The sequence below is a fragment of the Actinosynnema sp. NPDC023794 genome (assembly GCF_040639675.1).
Taxonomy (GTDB): Bacteria; Actinomycetota; Actinomycetes; order Mycobacteriales; family Pseudonocardiaceae; genus Actinosynnema; species Actinosynnema luteola.
Genome location: NZ_JBFAFR010000001.1, coordinates 367,928 through 394,421, shown reverse-complemented (window position 1 = coordinate 394,421; position 26,494 = coordinate 367,928). Strand labels below are relative to the sequence as shown.

At 71.5% G+C, this 26,494-nt stretch carries 24 protein-coding genes; 3 read left to right on the top strand and 21 right to left on the bottom strand.

Translation table 11 applies throughout. The features are described from left to right. Positions 1-2: 2 nt before the first annotated feature. The gene (locus AB0H12_RS01720) at positions 3-1,094 is read right to left on the bottom strand and encodes an S-(hydroxymethyl)mycothiol dehydrogenase (protein ID WP_499620041.1); all 1,092 of its coding nucleotides are present in this window, start codon (positions 1,092-1,094) and stop codon (positions 3-5) included. A 271-nt stretch (positions 1,095-1,365) separates the two neighbouring features. Here AB0H12_RS01720 and AB0H12_RS01715 point away from each other — a divergent pair, with 271 nt between their 5' ends. Beyond that, a complete protein-coding gene (locus tag AB0H12_RS01715) occupies positions 1,366-2,595 on the top strand; it encodes an MFS transporter (RefSeq protein WP_499620039.1) in 1,230 nt (409 codons plus the stop codon). A 51-nt stretch (positions 2,596-2,646) separates the two neighbouring features. Here the strand turns inward: AB0H12_RS01715 and AB0H12_RS01710 are convergent, their stop codons facing one another. The 18 genes from AB0H12_RS01710 to AB0H12_RS01625 all read right to left on the bottom strand — a co-directional run bounded on the left by AB0H12_RS01710 (position 2,647) and on the right by AB0H12_RS01625 (position 22,549). Then, complete coding sequence (locus AB0H12_RS01710; protein ID WP_499620038.1) at positions 2,647-3,096, bottom strand: hypothetical protein; 450 nt, start codon at positions 3,094-3,096, stop codon at positions 2,647-2,649. Further along, complete coding sequence (locus tag AB0H12_RS01705; protein WP_499620036.1) at positions 3,089-4,312, bottom strand: MFS transporter; 1,224 nt, start codon at positions 4,310-4,312, stop codon at positions 3,089-3,091. The genes AB0H12_RS01710 and AB0H12_RS01705 overlap by 8 nt, the downstream gene beginning before the upstream one ends. After that, on the bottom strand, positions 4,312-5,556 hold the full coding sequence (locus AB0H12_RS01700) for an ATP-grasp domain-containing protein (protein ID WP_499620035.1): 1,245 nt from the start codon (positions 5,554-5,556) through the stop codon (positions 4,312-4,314). Before AB0H12_RS01700 ends, AB0H12_RS01705 begins: the two co-directional genes overlap by 1 nt. After that, positions 5,553-6,869 carry a cation:proton antiporter gene (locus AB0H12_RS01695; RefSeq protein ID WP_499620033.1) on the bottom strand — a complete coding sequence of 439 codons (1,317 nt, stop codon included), beginning with the start codon at positions 6,867-6,869 and terminating at the stop codon, positions 5,553-5,555. The genes AB0H12_RS01700 and AB0H12_RS01695 overlap by 4 nt, the downstream gene beginning before the upstream one ends. A gap of 66 nt (positions 6,870-6,935) precedes the next feature. Continuing rightward, positions 6,936-8,735 (bottom strand): ABC transporter substrate-binding protein, encoded by a 1,800-nt coding sequence (locus AB0H12_RS01690; protein ID WP_499620032.1) that lies wholly within the window; start codon positions 8,733-8,735, stop codon positions 6,936-6,938. Between the two features lie 21 nt (positions 8,736-8,756). Beyond that, positions 8,757-9,104, bottom strand: a complete 348-nt coding sequence (locus tag AB0H12_RS01685) for an avidin-fold protein (protein WP_230571786.1) — start codon at positions 9,102-9,104, stop codon at positions 8,757-8,759. Then, complete coding sequence (gene ddaH, locus AB0H12_RS01680) at positions 9,101-9,931, bottom strand: dimethylargininase (RefSeq protein ID WP_372470762.1); 831 nt, start codon at positions 9,929-9,931, stop codon at positions 9,101-9,103. The genes AB0H12_RS01685 and ddaH overlap by 4 nt, the downstream gene beginning before the upstream one ends. Before the next feature lie 82 nt (positions 9,932-10,013). After that, positions 10,014-11,255 (bottom strand): ATP-grasp domain-containing protein, encoded by a 1,242-nt coding sequence (locus AB0H12_RS01675; protein ID WP_499620031.1) that lies wholly within the window; start codon positions 11,253-11,255, stop codon positions 10,014-10,016. A 13-nt stretch (positions 11,256-11,268) separates the two neighbouring features. Next, positions 11,269-12,900, bottom strand: coding sequence for a class I tRNA ligase family protein (locus AB0H12_RS01670; protein WP_499620030.1), 1,632 nt, complete (start codon positions 12,898-12,900; stop codon positions 11,269-11,271). After that, entirely contained in the window at positions 12,897-13,268 is a 372-nt protein-coding gene (locus AB0H12_RS01665) for a cupin domain-containing protein (protein ID WP_498772898.1), read from the bottom strand. The genes AB0H12_RS01670 and AB0H12_RS01665 overlap by 4 nt, the downstream gene beginning before the upstream one ends. Before the next feature lie 19 nt (positions 13,269-13,287). After that, positions 13,288-14,610, bottom strand: coding sequence for a lysine N(6)-hydroxylase/L-ornithine N(5)-oxygenase family protein (locus tag AB0H12_RS01660; RefSeq protein ID WP_499620783.1), 1,323 nt, complete (start codon positions 14,608-14,610; stop codon positions 13,288-13,290). A 130-nt stretch (positions 14,611-14,740) separates the two neighbouring features. Further along, positions 14,741-14,977: an acyl carrier protein gene (locus tag AB0H12_RS01655; protein ID WP_499620029.1), complete on the bottom strand. Its 237-nt coding sequence runs from the start codon at positions 14,975-14,977 to the stop codon at positions 14,741-14,743. Further along, positions 14,974-16,815 carry an HAD-IIIC family phosphatase gene (locus tag AB0H12_RS01650; RefSeq protein ID WP_499620028.1) on the bottom strand — a complete coding sequence of 614 codons (1,842 nt, stop codon included), beginning with the start codon at positions 16,813-16,815 and terminating at the stop codon, positions 14,974-14,976. The genes AB0H12_RS01655 and AB0H12_RS01650 overlap by 4 nt, the downstream gene beginning before the upstream one ends. Continuing rightward, a complete protein-coding gene (locus tag AB0H12_RS01645; protein WP_499620027.1) occupies positions 16,815-17,849 on the bottom strand; it encodes a 3-oxoacyl-[acyl-carrier-protein] synthase III C-terminal domain-containing protein in 1,035 nt (344 codons plus the stop codon). The genes AB0H12_RS01650 and AB0H12_RS01645 overlap by 1 nt, the downstream gene beginning before the upstream one ends. 232 nt (positions 17,850-18,081) lie before the next feature. After that, complete coding sequence (locus AB0H12_RS01640; RefSeq protein WP_499620026.1) at positions 18,082-18,585, bottom strand: VOC family protein; 504 nt, start codon at positions 18,583-18,585, stop codon at positions 18,082-18,084. Then, positions 18,582-19,580, bottom strand: coding sequence for an NAD(P)/FAD-dependent oxidoreductase (locus AB0H12_RS01635; protein WP_499620025.1), 999 nt, complete (start codon positions 19,578-19,580; stop codon positions 18,582-18,584). Before AB0H12_RS01635 ends, AB0H12_RS01640 begins: the two co-directional genes overlap by 4 nt. Next, the gene (pepN, locus tag AB0H12_RS01630) at positions 19,577-22,048 is read right to left on the bottom strand and encodes an aminopeptidase N (protein WP_499620024.1); all 2,472 of its coding nucleotides are present in this window, start codon (positions 22,046-22,048) and stop codon (positions 19,577-19,579) included. Before pepN ends, AB0H12_RS01635 begins: the two co-directional genes overlap by 4 nt. Before the next feature lie 162 nt (positions 22,049-22,210). Further along, complete coding sequence (locus AB0H12_RS01625; protein WP_499620782.1) at positions 22,211-22,549, bottom strand: MmcQ/YjbR family DNA-binding protein; 339 nt, start codon at positions 22,547-22,549, stop codon at positions 22,211-22,213. Between the two features lie 796 nt (positions 22,550-23,345). Between AB0H12_RS01625 and AB0H12_RS01620 the strand changes: the two genes are divergently transcribed. Both AB0H12_RS01620 and AB0H12_RS01615 read left to right on the top strand, forming a co-directional pair. Further along, the gene (locus AB0H12_RS01620; protein ID WP_499620022.1) at positions 23,346-23,693 is read left to right on the top strand and encodes an NIPSNAP family protein; all 348 of its coding nucleotides are present in this window, start codon (positions 23,346-23,348) and stop codon (positions 23,691-23,693) included. A gap of 9 nt (positions 23,694-23,702) precedes the next feature. Continuing rightward, on the top strand, positions 23,703-24,221 hold the full coding sequence (locus AB0H12_RS01615; protein ID WP_499620021.1) for a hypothetical protein: 519 nt from the start codon (positions 23,703-23,705) through the stop codon (positions 24,219-24,221). A 45-nt stretch (positions 24,222-24,266) separates the two neighbouring features. Here the strand turns inward: AB0H12_RS01615 and AB0H12_RS01610 are convergent, their stop codons facing one another. Together AB0H12_RS01610 and AB0H12_RS01605 are read right to left on the bottom strand one after the other, a co-directional pair. Then, complete coding sequence (locus tag AB0H12_RS01610; RefSeq protein WP_499620020.1) at positions 24,267-25,547, bottom strand: APC family permease; 1,281 nt, start codon at positions 25,545-25,547, stop codon at positions 24,267-24,269. Then, complete coding sequence (locus AB0H12_RS01605) at positions 25,544-26,413, bottom strand: TIGR03621 family F420-dependent LLM class oxidoreductase (RefSeq protein WP_499620019.1); 870 nt, start codon at positions 26,411-26,413, stop codon at positions 25,544-25,546. Before AB0H12_RS01605 ends, AB0H12_RS01610 begins: the two co-directional genes overlap by 4 nt. Positions 26,414-26,494 lie beyond the last annotated feature (81 nt).

Sequence of the window (26,494 nt, the reverse complement as noted above, 5' to 3'; positions counted from 1 at the left end):
CGTCAGGCGAAGACCACGACGCTGCGCAGCACGTCGCCCGAGCGCATCGCGGTGAACGCCTGCTCCACCTCGGCCACGCCGATGCGCTCGGTGACGAAGTGGTCCAGGGGCAGGCGGCCCTGGAGGTGCAGGTCGATCAGCGGCGCGAAGTCGCGTGACGGGAGGCAGTCGCCGTACCAGCTCGTCCGGTAGGTGCCGTTGCGCAGGAACGTGTCCAGCAACGGCATCTCCAGGCGCATCCCGGAGTCGGGGCGTGCCACGAGCACGAACGTGCCGCCGAGCGCCCTCGCGTAGAACGCCTGCCGCCACGTCTCGGGCGTGCCGGCGGCGTCGATCACCACGTCCGCGCCGAGGTCGTCGGTCAGGGCGCGGATGGCGGCCACCACGTCCGGGGTCTGCCGGGCGTCGACCACGTCCGTCGCGCCCAGCACGCGGGCGTGGCACAGCTTCCGCTCGTCGAGGTCCACCGCGATGATCGTGGTGGCGCCGGCCAGCTTGGCGCCCGCGACGGCCGCGCAGCCCACGCCGCCCACGCCGATCACGGCGACCGTGTCGCCGGTGGTGACGCCGCCGGTGTTCATCGCCGCGCCGAGGCCCGACATGACGCCGCAGCCCAGGAGGGCGGCGACCGCCGGGTCGGCCTTGGGCGAGACCGGGGTGCACTGGCCGGCGTGCACCAGCGTCAGCTCGGTGAACGCGCCGATGCCCAACGCGGGTTGCAGCGGCGTGCCGTCGGTCAGGGTCATCTTGGTCGACGCGGTGTGGTCGTCCACGCAGGCCTCGGGCCGGCCGCGGCGGCACGCGCGGCAGCGACCGCAGACCGCGCGCCAGTTCAGCACCACGAAGTCGCCGGGCGCCACGGAGTCCACGCCGGGGCCGACCTGCTCGACGACGCCGGACGCCTCGTGGCCCAGCAGGTACGGGTAGGCGTCGCCGATCACGCCGTCGCGGTAGTGCAGGTCGGTGTGGCAGACGCCGGAGGCCAGGACGCGCACGGTCGCCTCGCCGGGGCCGGGATCGGGGACGACGATGTCGTGGCTGCGGACCGGTTCGCCCTTGCCCGTGGCGATGACTGCCTTGACGATCCTCGACATCTCCCGAGCCTCCAGGTCGACCGGCCTCGTGACGGCCACAGGATAGGTGAAGTGAATGACTGCGACCGGCCCAGCCGGGATGCCTCCGGTCGCCGGCATCGGGATTTCCTATGGGCGGGTGTCGCATGTCCTGTCGAACGCCCTCCGGAATTGCGCTGTTCGGCGCAACCTGCGATAGCGGAAGCGGTGTTTTCGCAGGACAACGAGCATGGCAGCATGAACGGGCCCGGCGGGCGGCTACCGCGGGCGGATCTGGAGAACAATGAGCACCGTGCCGAGAGTCGCGTCCGGCATCACCGCGTTCGCGGTGTTCGCGACCACCGTCAGCTTCGTCATCTCCATGGCGGGCTCGTCGATGAAGTCCACCGTCCAGGTGCTGTTCCTGCCGATCGCGGAGGACTTCGACGTCAGCCGCGGCACGCTCGCGGTCGGCACCACGCTGTTCGCCGTCGTGACGGCGCTCGCGTCGTCTGCGGTGGGCCACCTGGCCGACCGGATCGGCGCGGTGCCGGTGCTGGCGATCGGCGCGGGCATCACCGGTGTGGTGCTCGTGATCTGCGCGCTGGCGAAGGACATCTGGGTGTTCGTGCCGACCTACGGCATCCTCGGCGCGATCGGCTGCACGATGCTGTCGTTCGTGCCGCTGGGTGTGCTGGCCGACCAGCTGTTCCAGGGCCGCAACGCCGGTTTCCTGTACGCGGTGCTGACCAACGGCGCGGCGGTCGGGTTCATGGTGCTGGTGCCGCTGTGGACGTTCCTGGGCGCGGTCACGTCGTGGCAGCAGATCCTGCTCGGCGTCGGCGTGGTGTTCCTGGTCGTGATGCTGCCGCTGTCGCTGCTGCTGGTGCGCTACTCGAACCGCAACGCCGCGCCGTCCGCGCCGTCCGAGCACGGCTTCTGGGCGGGCATCCGGATGGCGTTGGCGGACAAGCGGGTGCGCGGCCTCATCCTGCCGTTCTTCGCCTGCGGCACGACGATGGCGTTCATCGACGTCCACCTGTTCCCGCACATGCACGACCACGGCGTCGCGCCGGTGACCAGCTCGGTGGCGTTCGTGCTGCTGGGCGGGCTGGAGATCGCCGGTTCGCTGGTGGCGGGCCGGCTGTGCGACAAGGGCCTGATCCGGGCCACGCTGATCGGCGGCTACGCGCTGCGCGCCGCGTCGATGATGATCGCGCCGTTCTTCGCCGCCGAGTTCACCGTGCTGGTGTTCGGCGCGCTGTTCGGCGCCAGCTACCTCGTCACGGTCGTCGCCACCACGATGTGGATCGCGAAGATCCTGCCGCGCGGGCGCAAGGGCACCGCGATCGGCGTGCTGTGGGCGCTGCACATGGTCGCGGTCGCGGTCGGCAGCCAACTCGGCGCGGTCCTGGCCGACGCCGCGGGCAGCTACCTGCCGGTCATCTTGGCGAGCGTCGCGCTCACGCTCGGCGCGGTCGTCCTGGTGGCACTGCAACCCGACCCGAACGCCGTCGACGCGGACGAGCCCGTGGCGGCCTGAGCGCACGGGAAAGCCCCCGTCCTCGATCCGGGACGGGGGCTGCCGCGCGGGTCACGCCTGGCGCGTGATGTCCATGTACCAGTTGGTCTCCCACGTCCGCCCGCCGTCGGCCGACATGGCCTGCTCCCACCGCGCCGAGTCACCGGTGATGCGGTGCCAGAGGAAGCGGATGCGGACGGGCACGCCGTCCTGCACCTCGTCGCCGTGGAACGTGCCGACGCCGTCGGTGAAGGAGCCGAACAGCGGTGGGAAGAACACGCCCGAGTCGCTGCTCGCCCAGTTCAGCGACCAACGACCGGTGGCGGCGTCGAACAGCCGCACGGTCAGGCCGGACGTGCCGTCGGGGAACGTGATCTCGTCCACGTTCCCCGCGCCGCCGAAGACCGGGCGCACGTCCGAGGAGGAGGCGAACTCCTCCCAGTCGTCGCTGCCCACCAGCCGCTGCCGCAGCCTGCGGTTGTGGATCGACCAACGGCCGATGAGGAAGTCGAAGTCACCCACCGCCCGCTCCTCCCGCCCGGTTGCGGATGGCCGCGTACACGGCGACCGCGGCGCCCAGCTCCACCACCGCCAGCACGGGCCACGCGCCGTGGCCCAGCTGGAGGAACAGGAACCCGCCGACGATCGGGCCCGCGGCGGCGCCGAGGCCGTAGACGAACTGGAAGCTGCCGATGTAGCGGCCCTTGAGGTGCGCGGGGCCGGCCATGCCGGGGTAGGCGAACAACATGGGGCCACCGATGATCTCACCCAACGTCCACACCAGCGTGCCCGCCACGATCACCGCCGGGCCCAGTGGCAGCGCGTACAGCGCGAAGCCGGCGCCGATCACCGCGAACGCGACCGCGACGACCAGGTTGGCCCGCATGTGCTGCGTCTTCTTGGTCACCACCAGTTCGAGCAGGATGACCGCGCCGCCGTTCAACGCGACCGCGAGCGTGTACCAGAAGATCGGCACCCCGGAGGCCTGCACGTCCAGCGGCAGCGTCGACAGGTACTGCACGTAGACCACGGCGTGGAAGAACGTCGCCACCAGGTACACCAGGAAGCGCCGGTCGCGCAGCACGTCGACGTAGCTGCCCGCGGGCGCCGGCTCGTCGCCCGCCGCCTGCCTCACCCCGGTCTTGGCGGGCAGCACGCGGTAGGCGACCAGCGCGTACACCGCGGCGACCGCCGCCTCGCCCCAGAACAGCAGGCTGTAGTCGTCACCGCCGAGCTGGTAGAGGCCGAAGCCGATCAGCGGCGCGGCGGTCGTGCCCAGGTTCAGGCCGAACCGGTACATGGCGAAGACCATGACCTGCCGGTCGTCGGGCGTGAGCTCGGACAGCAGCGTGGCCGAGGCGGGCCGGTAGACCTGGGAGACCGCGCCGAGCACGGCCACCGCGGCGACGAGCAGCGCGTAGTCCGGCAGGTAGAGCAGCGCGGCGGTGAGCACCGCCGCGCCACCCATGCTGAGCACGGTGGAGTTGCGCGCGCCCAGCCGGTCGGCCAGCGCGCCGCCGACCAGGACGCCGACGACGTTGCCGATGCCGTAGACGCCCAACGCCGTCGCCGCTTGACCGGCGGAGAAGCCCTGGGCGGTCAGGAACAGCACCAGGAAGATGTTGAGGAACCCACCGACCTTGTTCACGAACACGCCGGCCAGCATGGCTTTCACGGCTGCCGGCGACTCGACGAACGTCCGCCAGATGCCCTGGTCGGTGTTCTTCGCGGTGGTCATCAGGCGCTCGTCACGTCCAGCGCGGCTTCGGCCGCGTCGAGCCGGGCGGCGACCTCGTCGCGCGAGGCGCCGGTGGCGATGGCGAACGCGATGCGGCCCCACACGGTGCCCTTGGGCGGCGGTGAGACGACCGCGCCCGGCTGCGCGACCGTGACGACGCGGTCGATGCCCTCCGGCAGCCTGGCGGAGTCGAACGCCAGCGAGCCGAGCGTGGTGTCCTCCTCCTCGACGTAGAAGAACCGGATGCCGGCCACGCGGTCGTGCGCGTGGGCGACGTCAACCTCGCCGCCGGTGGCCGCGCCCGCCGCGACCAGACCCGGGTCGACGCCCGTGGCGAGCAGGCCGAGGTAGGGGATCATGTCGCCGCCGAGGCGGCCGTTGACCTCGATGACCTTGGGGCCCTCGGCGGTCAGCATGTACTCGGCGTGCGTGATGCCGTCGGTGAAGCCCAACGCCTTGTGCGTCCGCTGGGCCACGTCGAGCAGCACGTCGTCGGTCAGCAGCGGGTCCGAGGCGTCCACGAAGTGGCCGATCTCCTCGGCGTACGGGTGGTAGCCGACGACCTTGCGGCCGACGAACAGCGGCGTCACGACACCGTCGCGCACCACCGAGTCGACGCTGATCTCCTCGCCCGACACGAACTCCTCGACCAGGATCGGCTGGTCGGTGTCGAACACCACCGGCTCCGGCCCGCGCGCCGCCTCCGTGAACGCGAAGTTCGCGCGCACCTCGTCCTCGTCGTGCACCTTCACCACGCCCAGGCTCGCGCCGAGACCGCGCGGCTTGAGGATCGCCGGGTACCCGACCTCGGCCGCCGCCGCCACCGCCTCGTCCGCGGTCTTGACGGGGATCGACTTCGGCTGCGGCACGCCCGACGCCTTGAGCGCCGCCCGCGTGCCTCCCTTGTCGCGCAGGCGCCAGATGACGTCCGGGTCGCCGTTGCGCAGGCCCAGGGCTTGCGCGACGAACGCGGTGGCGTGGATGCGCACCTCGTCCCAGCACAGCACACCGGAGAACGGCGTGCCGGCGTGGATCTCCGCCGCTGCCGCCGCCATGGCCGGCCCGTCGGTCGTGGAAGGCAGCACGGTCCAGCCGGACACGTACTCCTTCTCCCAGTCGGGCTCGGCGGTCAGGAACAGGTGCACCCGGTACTCCGCGCTGATCGAGCGCAGCAGGTACTCGCGGTACAACCGCATGCCGGTCGCGACCACGAGCAGCAGGGGCCGCTGGTCGGTGTTGCTCATCGGGGCTCCACTCTCGATAGGACTTGCACACCGCCGAACGCCTTCTCGCGCTCGCGCTCCTCGTCGGTCACGGCGATCCGCCGTGCCGCGTACCGCAACGTCGGCGGCGCCATCAGCGACGTCACGACCGACACCAGCACCACGACCGTGTAAGCCTCGGTCGACAGCACCTCCAGCCGCAGGCCGACCAGCGCCACGATCACGCCGATGACACCGCGCGCGTTGAGCCCCGCGCCGAGCGCGAGACCTTCCCAGTGGCTGAGCCTGGCCAGCCGCGCGCCCGCGTAGGCGCCCGCGAACTTGCCGACCACGGCCAGCAGCAGCACTGCCAGCGCCGCGCCGAGCACGGTCGGGTGCCGCAGGGCCGTGAGGTCCATCCGCAGGCCCGCCGTCGCGAAGAACAGCGGCGCCAGGACGCCCATCACGAACGTCCGCAGCGCGGTCAGCGGCTCACGGGCGACACCGCCGACCGACGAGATGACCAAGCCGCACACGAACGCCCCCAGCACCGGCTCGAGGTCCAGGGCGTGGGTGCCGGCGGCGGACGCTATCACCAGCAACACGACCACCGCCACGGTCACGCCCGGATCACCGGAGCGCTCGGCGAGCCGCAGCGCGCCGCGCGTCACCGGTCGCAGCGCGACCAGGGCGAGGACGAGCACCACCGCCAGCGCGCCCAGCGACCACGCCACGTGCCCGGCGGTCAGCCCGGAGGCGGCCATCCCTGACACCACGGCCAGCAGCGACCAGCCGACCACGTCGTCCACGGCGGCGGCCGTGACGGTGAGCTGCCCGATGTCGCGGTGCAGCAGGTTCATCTCCAGCAGGACCTTGGCGATCACCGGGATGGCGCTCACGCACACCGCCACCCCGAGGAACAGCGCGAAGACAGGCCGGTCCGCCGCCGGGCCGAGCATGGCGACGGGCAGGAGGAACCCGGCGCCGACGCCGAGCCCCAGCGGTATGAGCAGGCCTCCCGCGCCGACCCAGGCGGCGGCCCGGCGCTGTCGGCGAGCCAGGCCGAGGTCGAGGTGCATCCCGGTGAACCCCACCAGCAGCAGCACGCCGAACTGGCCGACGGCGTCGAGCAGGTGCAGTTGGGCCGGGTCGTCGAACACCGGGGCGAACGTGCCCAGCAGCGACGGCCCGAGCACGACGCCGGACGCCAGCTCGCCGACGACGGCGGGCATGCCGAACCGGACGGCGAGCCGCCCGAGCACGAGCGCCATCCCCAGCAGCACACCGACCTGCACCAGGAACACGAGCAGCGAATGCGCGCCGAGCGTGCTCGGCGGCGCGGCGGACAAGACCACGGGCGAACCCCCTGTGAGCGGTGGACAAGCGGCACGGGGTCCGGTGCGGACCCCGTGCCGAGGGGATCAGTCGCGGTAGTACCAGTTCTCGGGGTTGATCATCCCGTACGGGTTGATCGGCCCGAACCCGCCGAGCGTGTTGGCGACCTCGAACAGCCGGATCGGGAAGTTCGGCGTGAAGATGACCGGCACCTCGTTGGCGATGTAGTCCTGGTACTCGTAGAGCACGTCCAGGTCGTCGCTGGTGACGGTGCGCTCGATCAGCGCGTCGGCCTTGGGGTCGCTGTAGAAGCCGAAGTTGCCGCCCGCCTTGGTGGAGAACAGGATCTCGCCGGTCGGGTGGTGGTAGGCCCAGCCGCCGTTCCAGCAGCACATCTCCCACGTGCACGGCGTGGTGGCGGTCGGCTCGCACGGCGCGTCCTCGGCCACGAGGATCGAGCCGTACACCTCCTGGAGCCGCAGCTCGATGCCGGCCTTCGCGGCGGCGTCGCGGAAGTTCTCCATCACCCGGGTCAGGGCCGGGCGGCCCTCGACGTAGCGCAGCAGGATCGACAGCTTCGTGCCCGCGGGGATGCCCGCGCCCGCCTCGCCAGGACCCGTGCCCGGCCGCACGCACACCGCGGGCGTGACGCTGGTGTCCCAGCCGTTCGCCTCCAGCAGCGCCTTGGCGTTCTCGGGGGAGAACGGCAGCGGCCACGCGCCCTCGCGCTGGCGCGGCGAGACGTAGTCGGTCTTCGGGTACATCGGCACCGGGCCGTTCTGCCGGTACGCGTAACCCTGGTAGATGTCGCGCACCGCGGTGTCCTGGTCCAGGGAGGACTGCAACGCCTGGCGGAGGTACGTCTGCGCGAACATCTTGCCGACCACGGTCGGGTTGTTGAAGTTCAACGAGATGTACCGGATGCAGAACGCCGACTGCGGGAACATCGTGTACTCGGACAACGGGTTCGGTCCGCCGACCACCGGGTCGACCGCGGGCTCCGTGGCGAAGCTCAGCGGCAGGTAGCCGACCTGGATGCCGTTCTCGGCGTCCGGGCCCGCCTTCAGCATGTCGTACTGCTCCTCGTCGGAGAACGTCGGCACCTGGCGGAACTCGTCCAGGTACGGCTTGTTCGGCCCCGAGTAGTGCTCGTTGGGCACGAACGTGACCACGCCCTCCAACGTGTAGCTCTTGAGCCGCCACGGGCCGCTCACGATGCTCCAGATGGGGCTGTCGGCCCACTTGGTGCGGTGGGCGTTGCCCTCGTCGACGATGTTGCCCTGCTGCGCCATCAGGTACTCGTAGACCGCCTCGACGTCGGCGAGGTCGCCGGAGGCGTTCGCCGGGCCCGCCTCGGTGCGGTCCCACGCCTTGGGCAGCGGCGTGATCGTGCTGAGCTGGTTGTAGAGCACCCAGTGCTTCGAGTAGACCTTGTCGAAGGTGAAGAACACCTCGTCGTCGGCGACCTTGCCGTAGTCGGTGAGGTTGTCCGGGAAGTAGCCCGGCACGTACTCGCCGTACCGGGCGCCCTTGACCTTCATCAGGTTCACCCAGAACAGCACGTTCTCGGCGGACAGCGTCTCGCCGTTGGACCACTTCCACGGCTTGACCTTGACCCGCACGGTCAGGCCGTCCTCGCTCCACACCGGTTCCTCGCCGATGCTCTGGGTGTAGTCCACGTTCGGGGTGCCGTCGCTGCCGAAGTAGTACAGCGTCCGGTACATCAGCGCCTGGAACTCCAGGATGTTGCGGGTGCCCATGCGCTCGGCGGGCGTGAACGGGAAGATCACGGCGGGCGGGAAGCCCGGCGCGCACGCCCACGTGACGACGCCGCCCTTGCGCGGCGTGTCCTCCTTGCGGGCGGTGATGGTGCTCGCGGAAGTCATGGCTGCTCGTCGGCCTCTCGGTCAGTTCGCGGTCTGAGCGGGGATTTCCTCGATGGTCGAGACGCCGGACGCGGCGTGCTCGCCGAAGCGCTCCCACACCTCGTCGAGGCGGATGCGGCCGTCTTCCAGCACCTTCGGCGTGCTGCGGCAGTGCCCGGAGATGACCTGGCCGTCGTCGAGCACCATGCAGTAGGCGAAGTCGAGCGCGCCGTCGGGCTTCGCGGTGCCGGTCAGCGCGCCGCGGCGCGCCTTGCCGCCGAGGAACTCGCCCCAGAGCAGGTCGCCGTCCTGGTGGTACACGGCGACCCGGCTCTCCTCGGGACCGCCGCCGGTGACCGGGTGGAACCTCTTGCCGTCGTAGTTGATCATCGAGCTGGCTCCCCACGCAGTTCGAGCGTGCAGCACTTCGCGCTGCCGCCGGATTTGAGAAGTTCGGACAGGTCGACACCAATGGGCGTGAAACCCCGGTCGGCTAGCTGGTCGGCCAGGTGGGTGGCCTCCTGCGCCAGCAGGACGTGCTTGCCGTCGCTGACGGCGTTGAGGCCGAACACCTCGGCGTCGTGGTCGCCGGCGATCACGGCGTCGGGGTACAGGGAGCGCAGCACGCCCCTGCTCCACGTCGAGAACGCCTCCGGGTAGTACATGATCAGGTCGTCGTCCAGCACCGCCAGCGCGGTGTCCAGGTGGTAGAACCGCGGGTCGACCAGGTCGAGCGTCACGACCTCGCGCCGGAAGAACCGGGCCGCCTCCACGTGCGAGCGCTGGTCGGTGCGGAAGCCCGTGCCCGCCAGGATCCGGTCGCCCACCAGCAGGTAGTCGCCCTCGCCCTCGTTCACCCAGAACGCCTCGTGCGTGCGGAAGCCGTGCTCGCGGAACCACTCCAGGTACGCCGGCCCCTCCGCCTCGCGCTGCCGGAACCGGAACCGCGCCGACAGGACCCGGCCGTCCACCACGGTCGCGCCGTTCGCGGCGAACACCATGTCCGGCAGCCCGGGCTCGGGCTCGATCAGCTCGACGTCGTGGCCGAGGTCGAGGTACAGCGACCGGAGCCGGCTCCACTGGAGCAGGGCGATGGACGCGTCGGTCGGCTTCTCGGGGTTCATCCACGGGTTGATGGAGTAGGAGACGTCGAAGTGCTCCGGCGGGCACATCAGGTACCTGCGGCGGCGCGCGGTGCGTTGCTCGGGCTCGGACACGGGGGTGGAGTCCTCTCTGGCCGGTGGCGCCACCGGTCCGCCACATGTGACGCGGAGGGCCGGCGACGCCTGCGGTGTGGCGCTACTGGAAATCGACCTCGATCTTCGCTGCGTAGTCGTTCATCAGGGCGAAAGCGTCGGCCTCCGACGTGCCGGTGGCGCCGAGGAAGCCGATGATCGTGTTGCCGTCCGGCGGGCGCTTGACCACGTCGCCGGGCCGTGCGGTGATCTTGAGCAGGAACACGCGGTCCGAAGTGGACACCTCTTCGGGCACGCGCACCTCGCGCACCACCCCGGCGTCGGAGATCAGGCACATCGCGGCGATGTGCGTGCCGGTGGGCCGGAAGTGGCGGACGTTCGGCCGCCGTCCCGCGCCGATGTCCACCACGGCCGCGATCGGGTCGTGCTCGGCGGTGATGCGGGCGATCATGTCGAGCCCGCCGCCGCCGACCCGTGCCGCGATCTCCAGCAGGTACGGCTTGCCCTCGTGGAAGCGGACTTCGGCGTGCATCACGCTGTTCGTGAGGCCCTGGGCCAGCGCGCCCGCGGTGACGACCTCGTGCACGGCCTCCAGGTCGTCCGGGCTCATCGACGTCGGCGCGTGGTGCACGTCGTCGTCGAACGTCCCACCCTCGGCGGTGATGCGGTCCACCACCGACCCGAGGTACACCTCGCCGTCCCACGCGACGGCTTCCATCAGGTACTCCTTGCCGTCCAGGAAGGACTCGACGAGCAGCCCGTTGGGCCCCAGGTCGATCCCGTCCGCCTCGGAGTTGGCCCAGAACAGGTCCTGGATGCCCTGCGCGGCCTGCCCGTAGTGCTCGGTCAGCTCGGCCTCGTCGTCGCAGCGGAACACGAAGTGGCTGCCCGCGCCCAGCGTCGGCTTCACGATCACGGGGTAGCCGAACTCGTCCGCCGCCGCCTTCGCCTCGGCCAGCGAGGTGACGAACCGGAAACCGGGGATCGGCGCGCCGGCCTTCTCGTGCGCCTGCCGCATCAGGTACTTGTTGCGGCTGTTCAGCGCCGCCTCGACGCCGATGCCGGGCAGGCCGAGCGCCTCGGCGATCGCCGCGACCGCCACCACGGCCGCCTCGGAGAACGTGATCACGCCGTCGAACGCCTCGGTGGCGTGCCACTGCTTGGCGGTGGCGATCATCTCGTCGATGTTCTTCGACCCCACCAGGCGGTAGCGGTCGGCGGGCCAGAAGTCCTCGGTGCCCTCGCCGTTGAGCACGTACAGGTCCACGCCCAGGTCCTGCACCTGCCGGTAGCGCGAGTGGTAGTACTCGAGGTACTGGCGGGTCTCGATGGTCAGCAGCTTCACGGTGCGTCGCCTCCTAGCTCACGCCGTCGAGGGCCGCGTGCTGCTCGGCCCGCGCGTGCGTGCCGGGCAGCGACGGGAACCGGAACGGCCGGATCTCGGCCGGCATGTCGTCGCCGATGGACAGGTCGACGCCCTGCGCGGACACGTCGGCCGCGACGTCGACCAGGATCGGCGCGGCGCACGCGAGCAGCGTGCGCGCTTCCAGCAGCAGGTCGCCGGGCTGCGTCGGCGCCTTGCCGTTGCGGCGGTGGTCCACCGCGTCGGCCAGCGCCCGCAGCCGCCCGAGCTGCGTCACGATCGTCTCCGCGGCGCGGCCCATGCTGAACCCGGGCAGGTCGTAGCACAGCCGGAACCGCTTGAGCACGGTCGCCGCACGCCAGCGCCCGGCCTCGGTGGTGGCCAGCGGCCGGGTGCCGTCCACCCCGACCATGGCCAGCGCGATGGCCTCGGCCAGCTCGTTCCACGGCGTGATCAGGCGGCGCGTGGTCGTCGAGTGCAGCGCGTCGCGGGTGAAGTTCGCCCGCTGGAACTCGGGACCGGTCAGCGCCAGGTAGAACCGCACCAGGTCGCGCGGCACCTCCGCCAGCAGGTCCGCGCTCCAGATCAGGTGGTTGCGGCTGGTGGAGAACTTCTCGCCGTCCAGGTCGTAGAACTCGTTGCAGACGTTGGACTCCGGCGTCGTGTACTTGTCGCCGTGCGCGAGCAGCATCACCAGGTCGACCAGGCCCCAGTGGTAGACGTTGTCGAAGCCGTGGAAGTACACGAGCTCCGCGTCGTGGTCGGCCCGCCAGAGCTCGTCGACCCCCGCCGTGGGACGGCCCAGCTGCGTCGCCGTCCACCAGGTGGCGTACATCGAGGCGGGCATCGCCTCGACCCACGGGTAGACGATCTGGCCCGGGGTCTCCGGGAACGGCGCGGCGATGCCCCACGTGCCGGGGATCGTCACCGGGATGTCCGGCAGCGGCTTGGACAGCAGCTCGCTGATCAGCTGCCGGGCGTGCGGTCGCCAGCGGGGCGTGCGCGCCGCGTAGTAGGAGGTGAGCCGCTCGCGGTAGTCCTCCATCGGCAGCACGAGGATCTCGCACTCCCGGTACACCACGGTGTCGCTCGGGTCGATGGTGTACTTCGGGTCGAGCAGCTCGTCGAAGTTGTTCGGGTGGCCGCAGTTCTCGCACGCGCCGCCGCAGCTGCCGGCCAGGCACGACGGACAGGTGCCGGTGACGAGGCCGTCGTAGAGGAACGCGCCCGCGTTGCGCGCGTAGGGCAGCTGCACCTTGCGGAGGTGGAACCGACCGGCGGCGTGCAGCTCCTTGAGGAAGTCCAGCACCGTCGTGCGGTACCGGTCGTCGATCGGCGGCAGGCCCGGCATCAGCGTGCCCATCGCGTCGAGCGAGCGCTCGATCTTCGCCATCGACGTCCGCACCAGCTCGTCGGGCGCCAGGCCGCGCCGGTGCGCGGTGGACACCACGTAGCTCTGGCTGTCGTCGGTGCACGTCGTGTAGAGCACCTGTCGACCGGTGGCGCGCAGGTAACGCGCGTACACGTCGCCGCCCAGGTACGGGCCCGACATGTGACCGACGTGCAGGTCGCCGTTCGACGTGGGCGTCGCGGCGACGACGATCGCCGGTCGGGAACGGGTCGTCACGAGGCGGCTCCCTCGTGGCGGGCGGCGAACTTCCCGGCCAGCTCGGCGTCCCACCAGATCGCGTAGAACTGGAAGTCCTCGGCGCCCTTGTTGACGACCTGGTGCTTCTCGTGCGGCGTGAAGTGCACGACGTCACCGGCCTTGAACGGCGTGGCGCCCGCCTGCGTGATGATCTCGGCCTCGCCGGTCATGGCGACCCAGATCTCGTACTCGTGGTGGCCGTGGGCGCCCGACTCGGCGCCGGGGCGCACGACGCACCACGAGCCCTCGAACGGCGCGTTGACCAGGTCCCACGGCATCAGCCGCTGCGCGACCAGTCCGTTGTCGAGTTTGAGGTTGTCCCGGTCCAGGGGGCGGATTTCCATCATGGTGACGACTCCTCTCGGGTCAGGCGGGTTGGGGTGCTTCGGCGAACAGCTCGGTGACGCGCTGCGGCACCACGGGCACGCTGTCCTCGTCGGCGTCGGCGAGGTCGGCGACGATCTCCGCGGCCCTGATCGCCAGGACGCTGATCAACGAGTCCGCGATGCCGTGCGTGGCCTCGTTCACGCCCTGCAGGTACACCCGGGCGGACACCGCCTCGGGCAGCTGCAGGCGGTAGTTGCGGGTGACGGTGAAGTCCTCCTGGCCGACCTCGGCGGCCATCGAGCGCACCAGGGTCGGCATCCGCTTGTCGAACCCGGTGCCGAGCATCACCCGGTCGCAGCGCAGCTCGCTGCGCTCGCCCGTGCGGCGGTCCAGAAGCGTCAGCACGACCTCGTCGTCCACCAGCGCGGAGTCGACGACCTCGGCCATCGTCACCATCGACAGCCGCTGGGTGCCGGTCAGCTTCTCCAGGTACATCGTGTGGTAGAGGTTGTCCAGCATGGCCGGCGACAGGCCCGCGTAGTTGGTGCGGTGCATCTCGCGCAGCAGCTGCGTCCGCGCGTCGGGCTGCGCCTCGTTGAACTTGTCCACGAACGACGGGTAGAACAGCTCGTTGGTGAACTTGCTGCTCTCGTAGCCGTTGAGGCCGATCGAGCGCATCACCATCGTCACCTTGGCGCGCGGGAAGGTCTCGTGCGCCGACCACAGCATCTCCGCCGCGCTCTGCGCGCCGCCGACCACGACGATGCGGTGCTCGCCCTCCGGGTCGAGCGCGCCGATCCGGGTCACGAACTCGGTGCTGTGCACCACGCGTTCCCTCGGCAGCGCCGCGAACTCCGTCGGCAGGTGCGGGTCGCGGCCGACGCCGATGACCAGCGTCGCGCACGACACCGTGCTGCCGTCGGCGAACCGCACCAGCCACCGGTCCACCGAACCGGCCTCGCCGTGCTGCGGCTCGACGGCGACCGCGCGCCGCCCGTGCTGGAGCCGGACCTTCGTCAACGACCGCGCCACCCACGCCAGGTAGCCCGAGATCTCCAGGCGGTAGGGCGTGAAGGTGCCGAGGTTGATGAACTCGTCGAGGCGACCCGTCGAGTGCAGGTAGTTGACGAACGAGTACGGGCTGGTCGGGTTCCGCAGCGTCACCAGGTCCTTGAGGAAGGACACCTGGCTGCGCGACCAGGGCAGCAGCATCCCGCGCTGCCACACGATGTCGTCGTGCTGCTCCACGACGAGCGCGCGTGCGGCGAGGTCGGGGGACAGCTCCTCCAGCGCGACGGCAAGGGCCAGGTTCGCGGGGCCCGCTCCGATCGCGAGCAGTTCTACATCCTGGTGGTCCAACACAGTCTCCAAGCCTTGTCGGGTGGCGCCGCGGCGGCGGTGCCGGAGTGCGGGACGTGCGGACCGGGCGCGGGTGCGCGGCCCGGTCCGCGTCGCCGGGTACGTCGTGCGGCCCCGGCGTCGGGAGGGCGCGTCAGGAGGCGGGGCGCACCAGCGCCACCACGTCCTCGACGGTCCGGGCGGCGTGGAACGCGCGCAGGTCCAGCGTCACGTCCAACCGGTTCTCCAGCTGGGCCAGGGCGTCCAGCGAGCTGATGCTGTCCCACTCGTGCCGGGCCAGCACCGGCTCGCCGCGCAGCACGTCGACGCTCACGTCGAGCGCGCCCGCCAGGATCTCCAGCACGGACTGCTCCACCGTGGTCTCGGTCATCGGGCTACCTCGTTCCCTTCCAGCAGGTTGATCCACGCGGGCACGTCGGGCAGCCCGGTGTCCAGGGCCAGCGCGTGCGCGCCGTCGCCCTCGTCGGCGAACCCGGCGTCGGTCCAGAAGCCCTTGGCCAGGCCGTTCTTCTTGGACGGCACGTACCGGCCGCGCAGCGCGGTGGCGCCCGCGGCGTGCGCCCGGCGCGCCAGCCACGCGGCGATGGCCAGTTCCACGCCGCGACCCAGCACCCGGCAGCTGAGCACCAGGTTGTCCACGTGCCACTCGGCGCCCGAGCGGTCGACCCACGCCGCGCCGATGACTCCCTCGTCGCCGAACCGGTCGGCCACCGCGAACGTGACGACCAGGTGGTCCGGGTCGGCGATGCGCCGGCCGGTCTCGGCCTCGTCGAACCGCAGGCCGGTCAGGTTGAACTGGTTGGTGCGGGCAGCCAGCTGCGCGACGCGCGCCACGGCGAAGCCGTCCGCCTCCGCCACGACCAGCCGCACGTCCAGCGCGTGCAGGTAGTCCTCCGAGGAGCCGAAGCCTCCGGCGAAGTCGTTGCGCAGCGTCCGGCTGCGGTACAGCTCCGGCCGCGCCAGGTCGGTCTCGGTCAGCTCCGCGACGTCGAACCAGCCCTGCGCCAGCAGCGTCCGCACGATGTGCGCGGGGTCGCCGTCAGCGGGCAGCACCACGACCTCGGGCAGCTCCTCCTCGACGTGGCCGCGTTCGAACGGCGAGTCGTCCAGGAACACGAACGACCCGATGCCCAGCCCGAGGGCGGACGCGGCCTCGCGCAGGTTGCCCGCCTTCGGCGACCAGTTGACCGCCTTGGCGGAGAACGCCTCCGGCCGCAGCAGCACCTCCGGGTGCGCGGTCAGCGCCTCGTCCACCAGGTCGGCGTCGTTCTTGCTGGCCAGCACCAGCACCACGCCCTGGTCGCGCAGCCTGCTCGCGGTGCGCTGCACCTCGCGGTAGGCGTTGCCCGGGTACAGGCCGCCGAGCTGCACGCCCTCCGCGCCGACCTCGCCGAGCACGCCGCCCCACAGCGTGTTGTCCAGGTCCAGCGCCAGCACCTTGCGGGACAGGCCTGCCCGCGCCTGGGCGAACCGCCGGACCTCGCGCGCCAGCAGGTACAGCGCGCCGTCGGTGTAGGGCAGGTCGCCGTAGCGGTGCAGCCGGTCGTCGCGCGCCGGGAACGGCGAGTCCGCCAGCACCGACACGAGGTCGGTCACGGCGACCTGGCGGTGCTGCGCGGCGAGGTCCAGCAGGCCTTCGTTGAGCTTCGCCCACGCCTTGGACAGCGCGGCGCGCGCCCGCCAGCTGATCACCGAGTCGCGCACCTGGGCGGGCAGCGGCACGGTGTGCAGCAGCACCGTCGCGGTCGAGCGCTCCACCGCCGAGAGCACCAGGCCCCGCAGGTCCGCGAGCCGGGCTTCGAGGTGCCCGGCCAGGCCGTCGACGTCCGTCGCGGCCCAGTCGTCGGGCAGGAAGCAGGTCTCGTCCAGCAGCAGCGTGATCAGGTCGACGCCGTCGAACGGATCGGTGGCCAGCGTCAGCTCGAACAGCCCGTACGGGCCGGGCGCCAGGTCCGGCAGCACGCCGGCCGACACCAGGCTCGCCCGGAGGATCTGCTCGTACGACCCGATCGTGCAAGTCGCGAGCACGGCTACGCGCAGCGGTCGCAGTCCCTCGGCGTCCTCCAGGCGTGCCAACAGCTTGCCCGCCTTGCGCAGCACGAGCGGGTCGGACACGTTCGCCAGCCGCGTCAGGTCCGCGGGTGACGGCGCGCGACCCTCGGCCACGGCCGCGCGCAACGACTCCACCAGGTCCGGCCGGTCGCCCATCAGATCCGCACCAACGTGCAGTACCAGCGCATGCCGATGGAGATCCCGCACAGCGCCACGACGTCGCCGGGCTTCACGTCGCCGCGCTCGATGTGCTCGCCGAGGCAGAACAGCTGGTCCGCCGCGCCCATGTGGCCGTGGCCCAGCGACAGCTCGGCGTTGGTGTGCTCGACCGTGACGCCGAACGGCTCCGCGACCTCCTCGATCGTGTCGGTGGAGTCGTTGATGTAGATGACGTGCTTGAGGTCGTCGCGGGTCAGCCCCGCGCGGCGCAGCGCGTTGTCCACGGTGTCGGTGATGCGCTGGTTCAGCGTGGCGACGAACTCGCGGAGCTTCGCCGGGTCCTTGTCGAAGTGCGCCTGGATGCGGGCGTGCCCGGGAGGCGCGTCCTTGGCCGTCCAGCCGTCGAACGGGAGCGGGTTGGCCGCGCCGCCGACCTCCGTGCGGAAGAAGTCCGACAGGTCGGGGTCCACGAACTGGTCCGTGGCCAGCCACTGCACGCTCTCGTGGCCGCGCTTGAGGACGGCGGCCACCGCGCCGTCGCTGTGCACGGCGTTGTTGACGTTCATCCGGTTGCGGTGGAACTCGCTGACCCGGTTGACGGCGATGAACAGCACGGTCTCCAGCTCCGGCTGCAGCGCCAGCAGCCCGGCGACGTAGCCGAGGCCCGTGACGCCGCACGCGCATCCCTCGGTGAGCAGCAGCGTCTGCGTCGTGCCCTCGACCTTGAGCCGGCGCGCGACGGCGGCGGAGGTGTCCCAGTGGTGGTAGTCCGGCACCTCGGAGGCGGCCACCACGACGAGGTCGACGTCGTTGGGCCCGAGGCCGAGGCGGTCCAGCGCGTCCTGCCCGGCGAGCGTCGCCAGGTCGGTCGCGGTCACGCCGTCGGGCGCGCGGTGGAACGTGTGGTAGCCCCAGCGGACGACGCGTTCGGGATCGCCCACGTAGTCACCGGCCGTCTGCGCGACGTCCTGGTCCTCGCCGGTGGCGTACCCGAAGCCCGCGACTCCGAAATCCACGAGCTGGCTGGCCATGAGCACTCCTGTCATGTGACTGCTTTTCGGCACGTTGAAGGCCCGCCCCGGGCATTTTTCCGGGGCCTGGGAAATAATTGTCGGAAAGCGGGAAGGTGTGCGTCGAAGACGTCACCCCTGACGTCCGCGACGCGCTGACGTGCGTAGATGGTGCGGTGAAAAGCAACCCTGGGTTCGACGAGCCCAGTCGGCCGGATTGCTCGACCAGCTACCTGCCGTCTCTGTTAATTATTTACCGCCGGTGCGGCGGAAGCAATGTCGGGCGACCGCTTTTCTGCGGTGTGCTGATCGGGATTGCCGATGGCTGCGATAGGTCCCGGCGAGCGGTGGCGTAGTGGACCAGCTCCACGAGCACGCCGGCGGGCTTGGGCGCGTACAGGTACTGCACCGCCATCCCGTCCCGCGCGCCGCGGCACGGCTCCGCATCCACGAGCGCGAAACCGTTGGCGCGCAAGCGGGACGCTTCGGCTCGCAGGTCGTCCACCTCGAACGCGATGTGGTAGAGCCCGGGTCCGCGCGCGAGCCGTCCGGCCACCGCCGAGTCCTCCCGCACCGGGGCGACCACCTCCACGGCCGGGGCCGCGGGATCCGCGCCCACCTGCCAGAAGTCGCACGAGACGCCGTAGTCGCCCGCGACACCACCATCCACTTTGGACAGTCCGAGTACGGCGAGCAGCGCCCCCACCCCCTCGGGGTCCGCGGTGAGCAGGCCGACGTGGTCGATGCCGAGGATCACGACGCCACCAGCTCCGCCGCCGCCCGCCGGCTCGCCGCCAGCACGGTCTTCGCCGCGCCGCCGCTGCCGCCGGTGAACGTGGACACCCCGGCGCCGACGTCCACCAGGCGCAGTCCGCCCGGCGAGCGGTAGCAGTCGAACGACGCCACCACCCGGTCGGCCGCGACCTCGCCGTCCGCGACGCCGAACCGGCGGCGGGCCGTGTCGAGCACCCTCGCGGCCAGGTCGTGGTCGGGCGTCACGCCGTCGGGGTCGACGTCCCATCGGTCGCACCCCAGGCCGAGCAGGAACGCGCCGTCGCGGTCCGGCCGGCCGTACAGCCCGGTCCGGTCGTCCACGAACGACGCCGCGCACGGGATCGGCAGCCGGTAGAGGCCGTACTGGATCTGCTTGGCCCGCAGCGGCTCGCCGCCGACCAGCCGCGGCGTCCACGCGCCCGCCGCGACGACCACCGCGTCGAACGCCGTCACACCGGCGGAAGTCCGAACCGCCGGGCCGGGCAGGACTTCGGCAACCCGCTCGGCGCGGACGTCGCCGCCGTGCTCGCCCAGCCACCGCAGCACCTGCCCGCGGAACCGGTCGGGGGAGAAGTGCCCGGCGTGCCGCTCCACGACCCCGGCCGCGTCCGCCGGCAGGTCCCGGAACCCGAAGCGCCGCGCCAGCTCGACACCGTCCACGACGGACGCGGAGCCCGGCAGGACCGCTTCGACGGCGTCCACGCACGGCGTGACGTCGTCGGCCGTCACGTACACCGACCCGGTCTCCCGGTAGCCCGCCCAGTCCCGGACCCGTTCGTCGGAGCGCAGCTCGGCCAGCGACTCGGCCGCGTCCCGTGCCGCGCCCGCGTCCACCTCGAAGCCGCGCACCAGCCCTCCGGACGCGCCCGAGGCGTCGGCCGCGCCGGGCGCGTACACCGTCACGTCCGCACCGGCGGTCCGCAATCGCCAGGCCAGCGCCGCCCCCGCGACGCCGCCGCCGACCACCGCCGCTCTCACCCGTGCCTCGCGTGCACGGCGCGGCGCAGGTCGTCGGTCAGGTCCGCGCCGCGCCTGCGCAGCGGCAGGGGCAGGTCGTCGCGCGCGAAAAGCTCCTCGGCCTGCGCGATCGTCCCCGGCTCCCCGGCGTAGCGCGGGTAGAGCCACAGCACGAGCGTGTCCAGCACCTTGTCCTCGCGCAGCCGTGCGACGTCCACGATCTCGGTGAAGAACCGGGCCACGTACGGCGCGGTCAGCTCGCGCTGCTCCGGCTGCCAGAACCCCTCCGCGGTGGACCACAGGCGGTAGCTCGACAGCTCGGCGTCGGTGGTGATCGCGCGCCACGCGGCCTGCTTGGCCTCGACCGTCGGGATCGCCGCCCGCGCCTTCACCGCGAACTGCTCGGTGTGCGTGCTCGGGTCCGCCGCGTACGCCTCGTCGATCTCCGCCTCGGTGAACGCGCCCAGCACCGCGAGCCGGTACCGCACCCGCCACGCCAGGTCGGCGTCCAGCTCCAGCCCGGCGGGCAGGGGCACGCCGTCGAGCCAGCCGCGCAGCTCCGAGGTGTCGGAGGTGAACTCCACCAGACCCCGGAACAACGCCAGGCCGAGCTCGTCCTCCGGCGCGGTGCGGGACAGCCGGTCGCGTGCCGCGTCCGCCACCGCCTTGAGCAGCCCCGGTCGCAGTTCGGGGTCCAGCAACCGGTCGGCCACGTCGATGCGGGCCTGTTCGAGCACCTCGATGACGATCGACAGCTCGGTCTCGTAGCCGAGCATCCGCGTCACCAGGTCCAGGTGGTCGGTCGCGGGCACGGCGCCGTCCACCACGCCCTGCAACAGCTGCGCCCACACCATCGCGCGGTTGATCGGCGCGAGCGTCGGCAGCACCTCGGGCAGCGCCCGGCGTGACGCGTCGTCGTAGCGGATCTTCGCGTAGGTCAGGTCGTTCTCGTTGAGCAGGAGGAACTTCGGGGCCTTGCGGCCCACCAGCTCGGGCAGCTCGGTGCGCTCGCCGTCCACGGTCACGCGGACCGTCTCGTGCGCGTCGCCGTACAGGCCGATGTCGATGGTGTGCGGCCGAAGCGTCGGGTGCGACGCCGGCGCGGACTGCGTCACGGCGAACGACGTGATCACGCCGTCGGCGACGGTGAAGTCCGGCGCCAGCGTGGTGACGTTCGCGGTGCCCAGCCAGCGGTCCGCCCAGTCGGTCATGTCCCGGCCGACGGCCTCGCCGATCGCCGCGTTGAAGTCCGCGAACGTCGCCGCGCCGTACGCGTGCCGGGCGAAGAAGATCCGCAACGCCTCGCGCACCGCGTCGTCGCCGATGTGGTGCGCGAGCTGCCGCAACGCCGACGAGCCCTTGAAGTACGAGATCCGGTCGAGGTCCAGCAGTGCGGACATGGCGTCCGCGCCGTCGATCCAGACCGGGTGGGTCGAGGGGCGCTGGTCGGCGGTGTACGCCTGGCCCTTGCGGCGGGCGGAGAACGTCGTCAGCGGGCCGGTGAACTCGGTGACCTCGCTGGGCACCCGGTGCGCCAGGTAGTCGGCGAACGCCTGGCCCAGCCACAGGTCGTCCCACCACTTGTTGGTCACCAGGCCGGCCCACCACATCAGCGACAGGCCGTGCGCGATGACCACCGCGCGGGTCTCGTGCTCGCTGCGCGGCGCGGGCGTGCGGAACAGGTACAGCTCCTTGAGCAGCACGCACCCGGGGTGGTCCAGCGACAGGTAGCTGAACTCCGGCGCGAAGACCTGGTCGAACCGGCCGAACGGGTAGCGCACGCCGAACAGCCGGTGGAACTCGTCGAGGCACTGGGCCGTGACGTCGAAGACCTCCTGGATGTCGGCCTCCAGCGCCTCGGCGACCGACGCGCGGCAGTGCACGCCGAGCGGCACGCCGTCGTGCACGGTCTCGAACGAGGCGTACGGCCCGGCGACGACCGTGGTCAGGTACGTCGCCTGCGCCACCTCCTGCACCACCCGCCACCGGCCGGGCGCGACCTTCGTGGCCGCACCCGTGCCGAGGACCGTCCACTCGTCGGGGACGGTGAGGTCGAACGTGAACGGCGCCTTCAGGTCCGGCTGGTCGAAGCACGCGAAGATGCGCGGAGCGTGGTCGAGGAACACCGCTCCGTACACGTAGACCCGGTCGTCGGCCGGGTCTACGTAGCGGTGCAGCCCTTTGGACTCCCGCGAGTACGCCATGTCCGCGACGACGACCAGCTCGTTGTCCGCGGCCAGCCCGGTCAGCGGCAACCGACCGTCCACCAGCGCGGACACGTCCAGGTCGCGGTCGTTGAGCCGGGCCCCCAGCAGCGCCTCCGGCTTGACGTCCACGAACGTCGACCGGCCCTCGTGGGCGGTGAAAGCGATTTTCGTCGTTGACCGAAATACTTTCCCGTCGCCGGTCAGGTCCAGGTCCACGTGATACGAGTCGACCTCCAATAAAGCGCCCCGTGCGGCTGCTTCGGATCGGGTCAAACTGGCCATGCGGCGTCCCCTCCTGCTTGGTATGGAGGATCGTAAACACGCCTTGTGCGACGTCAACGGCCCAATTCGGTTCCCTTATAGGGTCTGCCCAAGAAATGCTGATGACCCGCTCGGCCAGCATCCCGTGACCGCCGTTTCGCCCGTCCGGCGGTATCGGGGCCGCTATCGCCCCAGGTAGGCGCGCGCGACGCGTTTCGGCACGCACATTCGCCACGCTTCCACGACCAACTCGGTCAACTCCGCCTCGTCCAATTGAGACAGGGTGGCCCGAACCCAGTTGTACCGTTCGTCCGAAGTCACCGGCGGATGGAATTTATCTGGGTCCGAGGCAATCAGCGCCGCCCGCTCCTCCTTGGGGAACGCGAATCCCATCGTCCGCTCATCGGGTGACAGGGCGAGGTACACGATGCGCCCGATGCGGAATTTGACCCGGTCGCGGACCAGCGCTTCCTCCGTGCGGGGGAGCGACCGGGCGATCCGGCGCACGTCGTCGGACGTCACGCCCCGGCGCGGCGCCGTCCAGCCGCGGGTGAACGCCAGGTAGCAGTACTCGTCGATCACCTTCGCCAGCGAGCGCCCCGGCCGGCCGAGGTCGGCCAGCAGCTCGGGCTCGGGCACACCCGCCTCGGCCAGCAGGTCCGCCGCCCAGCCGCGGGTCAGCAGCAGGTGCGCCCGGTACGCCGCGCCGTCACGACCGCCGTGCAGCCGGTCGGCGATCATGTTGTCCCACGGCGGCAGGCTGTTGGGGCGCAAGGCGAACAGCAGCTTGGAGGCCGCCGTCGGACCCAGCGTCCGGGTGCCGCGCGGCGTGGCCGCCGCCGTGCTCGCCGACAGCGCGGCGAAGCCCTCGGCCAGCCGCTCCACCCGCTCGTCGGTCAGGTCGGCGAGCCACGTCCCGGTGCCGGGCAGCGCGTCTTGCCACGCCTCCCACCAGGCCGCCAGGCTCTCGTCCAGCACGCGCGGCTCGCCGGGACGGGGCGTGCGGATGCGGCAGCCCCACGCGTTGAGCCACACGTGCGCGGCCTCCCGGTGCGCGGCGACGCCCAGGTCGAACGCCGGGGCGGTGGCGGCGGTCAGGACCGTCCACGACTTCTCCGGGGTGGTGAAGCCGCCGAACTCGGACACGGCGGCGCGCAGGGTGCTCAGATCCGGTTTCACGACGCGGCACCCTAGTTCACCCCTTGCGCGCCGGCGTCGTCGTCGGTAGAAACGTCGGCGAGCCCGGCGTTCGGCCCGCCCCAGCTGCGCGCACCCCAAAACCCGCTTCGGCATACCGCCGCGTCCTTGGAGTGCCCGAATGACCGAGCCCTGGCTGCTGGAAACCCGTGTGTTCAAGCTCAAGCCCGGCACCCGAGCCGAGTTCGACCGCATCAGCCGTGACGGCACCATCCCGCTCATGCGCAGCATCGGCATCACGGTGCTCGCGTTCGGACCGTCCCCTTTGGACGAAGACGAGTGGCACCTGGTGCGCGCGTTCCCCGGGATGGACGAGCGCGTCCGCCTCGCCGGTTCGCTGTACGAGCGGCCCGAGTGGGCGCAGTTCGACGGCCCGATCGGCGAGATGATGGCCGACTACAGCACCGCGCTGGTGCCCGTGCCCGAGAGCACGGTCAAGCTCCTGTCCGAGCCCGGCGCCTTTGCCTAGGATCGTTCGGTGACCAGGAATCTGTCGCACCTCGCGGCCATCTCGAACGTCGACGCCGACTACCGCCACTACGCCAAGGACGTCATCGCGCTGCCCGACCACGACCTGGCCCTGCCCGACGCGCACCTGAAGTGGTACGAGGTGCGCGAGCCGCAGGACGTGGTCGACCCGGCGCTGCGCGAGGACGCCAAGTCGTTCCTGCGCGCGGAAGCGGCCTCCGGTGAGCTGGACATCTCCGGCGACCTCGGCTTCGCCATCCACCACCTGTGCCGCGGCGACTTCTACTTCCTCATCGTCTGCACCTGGCGGCGCGAGAACGAGATGTGGGAGACCGTCTACATCCGGGACGTGAAGCAGCACGACAGCTTCCGCCGTTTGGAGCAGGGCAAGCACCGGGAGGTGCTCTGCGTCTGGGAGATGGGCGCGCTGCTGCACGAGCAGCAGGCCTGGATCCGCTACCTCTACTCCGACCGCGACGAGCAGGCCAAGATCGCCTACCTGGACGACCGGTTCACCGGCAGCGTGTGACGTCGTCCGGGGTCGCCGCACGCCGCGGCGACCCCGGGCGTCCCGTCACGTGACGACTTCCTCCACCGGGTCCTGGCGCCGCTTCCGGTTCCACCGCAGGAACAGCAGCGCCGTCGCGGTCACCACCAACGGCCACAGCATGTACACCGCCGTGGCGACCGTCAGCCCCACCACGCCGAGGAACGCCACCAGCGCGGCGTACCAGGCGGGCGAACGCGTCGGCAGCAGCTTCAACGCCGCCGCCGTGCCGATGAGGTAGACCGCCACGAACTGCCCGGTGGTGAGCAGGACCAACAGCTTCGCGCCCGTGCCCGTGCCCATGGCCACCGCCAGGGACACGAAGCACAGCGCCACCACGACCAGCAGGCTGCGGCGCGGCACCTCGCCCGCGACGGTGCCGCCGGACAGCATGCGCGGGAACGCGCCGTCCCGCGCCAGCGCCGCGCTCAGCTTCGACGCGCTGGCCATGTAGGCGTTGATCGAGCCGATGGTGAGCAGCACCGCCGCGACCGCCGCCACCACCTTCACGTCACCGCCGACCGTGCGCGCGATCAGCTGCCCCAGCGGCGCCTCGCCGTCCGCGGCGGCCGGGCCGAGCACCGCGATGATCGCGAACGCCACCGACAGGTACAGCAGGCCCACGATCGTGACGGCGATGCCCGTGGCACGCGGCAGGTCGCGCTGCGGGTTGCGGAACTCCTGCGCCAGGTGCGTGATCGCCTCCCAGCCGGCGAAGCTCCACACCAGCAGGCCCGCGGCCGGCGCGATCGCGAGCCAGCCGTGCGGCGCGAACGGCGTCAGGTTGCCCATGTCGACGTGCGGCACCGCCAGCAGCACCGAGCCGAGCACCAGGAACACCAGGAGCGCGGCCAGCACGAACTGCACCGCGCCCGACGCGCGCAGACCGATCCAGTTCGTCACGGCCATGCTGGTCAGCAGCGTCAGCGCGGTCACCACGACCGTCCACTGCCCGCCGCCGATGGCCTCCTCGACGTACGCGCCGGCGAACAGCGCCGCCGCCGTCGTGCCCGGCGGCACGGCGAAGTAGAAGCACCAGCCGACCACGGCGGAGAGGCGTTCCCCGAACGCCAGCCGCGCGTAGGTGGACACGCCGCCCGCGTCCGGGTGCCGCGCGCCCAGTGCCGCGAAGGTCGCCGCCAACGGGGCCGACAGCACCACGAGCGCAAGCCACGCCAGCAGCGACGCCGGGCCCGCCATCTCGGCCGCCAGCGCGGGCAGCGCGATCACACCCGTGCCCAGCACCGCGCCGACGTACATCGCGGTGCCCTGGCCGACGGTCAGGGCACCGCCCTTCGTGGCCGTCATGCGGCGGCGCGGGCGAGCGCGATCGACGGTCCCAGCGCGTCGAGGTACGGCCGCTGCACGCTGAACGACGTGAACCCGAACCGGCGGTGCGAGGCCACGACCTGCTCGGCGATCTCGGCCGCGGTGCCGATCAGCATGTACGGCGAGTCGAGCACGACCTCCGCCGCGAGCTCCCAGTCCGCGGCGATCCGCGCCGCCGCGGCCTCCCGGTCGTCGGTCACCTCGACGACCTGGACGAACGCGTTGAGCGTGACGTCGCGCCCCGCCGCCGCGTCCCGCACGAACGCCACGCGCTCCTCGGTCTCGTCCGTGCCGATGACGCGGAAGTTGCCCGTCGCCTTGCCCTTGATGTGCCTGATGCCGCCCACGCTGACGACGTCGGCGCGTTCGGCGGCCAGGCGCAGCATCCGGTCACCCGTGCCGCCGATCAGCACCGGGGGGTGCTCGACGTCGGGTTCGTCGTCGAGCAGCTTCCGCAGCTCGTCCAGCAGCGAGCCGACGTGGGCGACCCGGGCGTCCATCGGCGTCCACGGGATGCCGGCCAGGTCGAACTCCTGCTTGATGATCCCCGCGCCGATCCCGAGCTGCAGCCGCCCACCGCTCATCCGCTGCACCGTCTGCACTTCCCTGGCCAGCAGCGACGAGTTCCAGAACGCCCCGTTGAGCGCGTAGGTGCCGACCTTGAGGGTGGGCGACACCTGGGCGGCGAGGTTCAGCACCGAGAACGGCGACGTCCGGTTCGGTCCGAGGTGGTCGACGGCCAGCACGGAGTCGAACCCGTACCCCTCGGCGGTGCGGCAGGCCTCGACGAGCGCGTCGTGCGTGGCCGGTGTGGCCAGCGTGATCCCGAACGATAGGTGGTTCACGGCGTCCCCCGCGGGTGTGTTGTCGGCGAAAATACGCAAACAGTTCCGTGCGGGGACGACGCGGGTCAACACCTCCCCATC

Bases quoted from the DNA above. Each gene is read 5' to 3' on its own strand.
- AB0H12_RS01720 (WP_499620041.1), bottom strand. From the start codon at position 1,094: ATGTCGAGGATCGTCAAGGCAGTCATCGCCACGGGCAAGGGCGAACCG.
- AB0H12_RS01705 (WP_499620036.1), bottom strand. From the start codon at position 4,312: ATGACCACCGCGAAGAACACCGACCAGGGCATCTGGCGGACGTTCGTC.
- AB0H12_RS01700 (WP_499620035.1), bottom strand. From the start codon at position 5,556: ATGAGCAACACCGACCAGCGGCCCCTGCTGCTCGTGGTCGCGACCGGC.
- AB0H12_RS01690 (WP_499620032.1), bottom strand. From the start codon at position 8,735: ATGACTTCCGCGAGCACCATCACCGCCCGCAAGGAGGACACGCCGCGC.
- AB0H12_RS01685 (WP_230571786.1), bottom strand. From the start codon at position 9,104: ATGATCAACTACGACGGCAAGAGGTTCCACCCGGTCACCGGCGGCGGT.
- AB0H12_RS01665 (WP_498772898.1), bottom strand. From the start codon at position 13,268: ATGATGGAAATCCGCCCCCTGGACCGGGACAACCTCAAACTCGACAAC.
- AB0H12_RS01655 (WP_499620029.1), bottom strand. From the start codon at position 14,977: ATGACCGAGACCACGGTGGAGCAGTCCGTGCTGGAGATCCTGGCGGGC.
- AB0H12_RS01650 (WP_499620028.1), bottom strand. From the start codon at position 16,815: ATGGGCGACCGGCCGGACCTGGTGGAGTCGTTGCGCGCGGCCGTGGCC.
- AB0H12_RS01645 (WP_499620027.1), bottom strand. From the start codon at position 17,849: ATGGCCAGCCAGCTCGTGGATTTCGGAGTCGCGGGCTTCGGGTACGCC.
- pepN (WP_499620024.1), bottom strand. From the start codon at position 22,048: ATGGCCAGTTTGACCCGATCCGAAGCAGCCGCACGGGGCGCTTTATTG.
- AB0H12_RS01620 (WP_499620022.1), top strand. From the start codon at position 23,346: ATGACCGAGCCCTGGCTGCTGGAAACCCGTGTGTTCAAGCTCAAGCCC.
- AB0H12_RS01610 (WP_499620020.1), bottom strand. From the start codon at position 25,547: ATGACGGCCACGAAGGGCGGTGCCCTGACCGTCGGCCAGGGCACCGCG.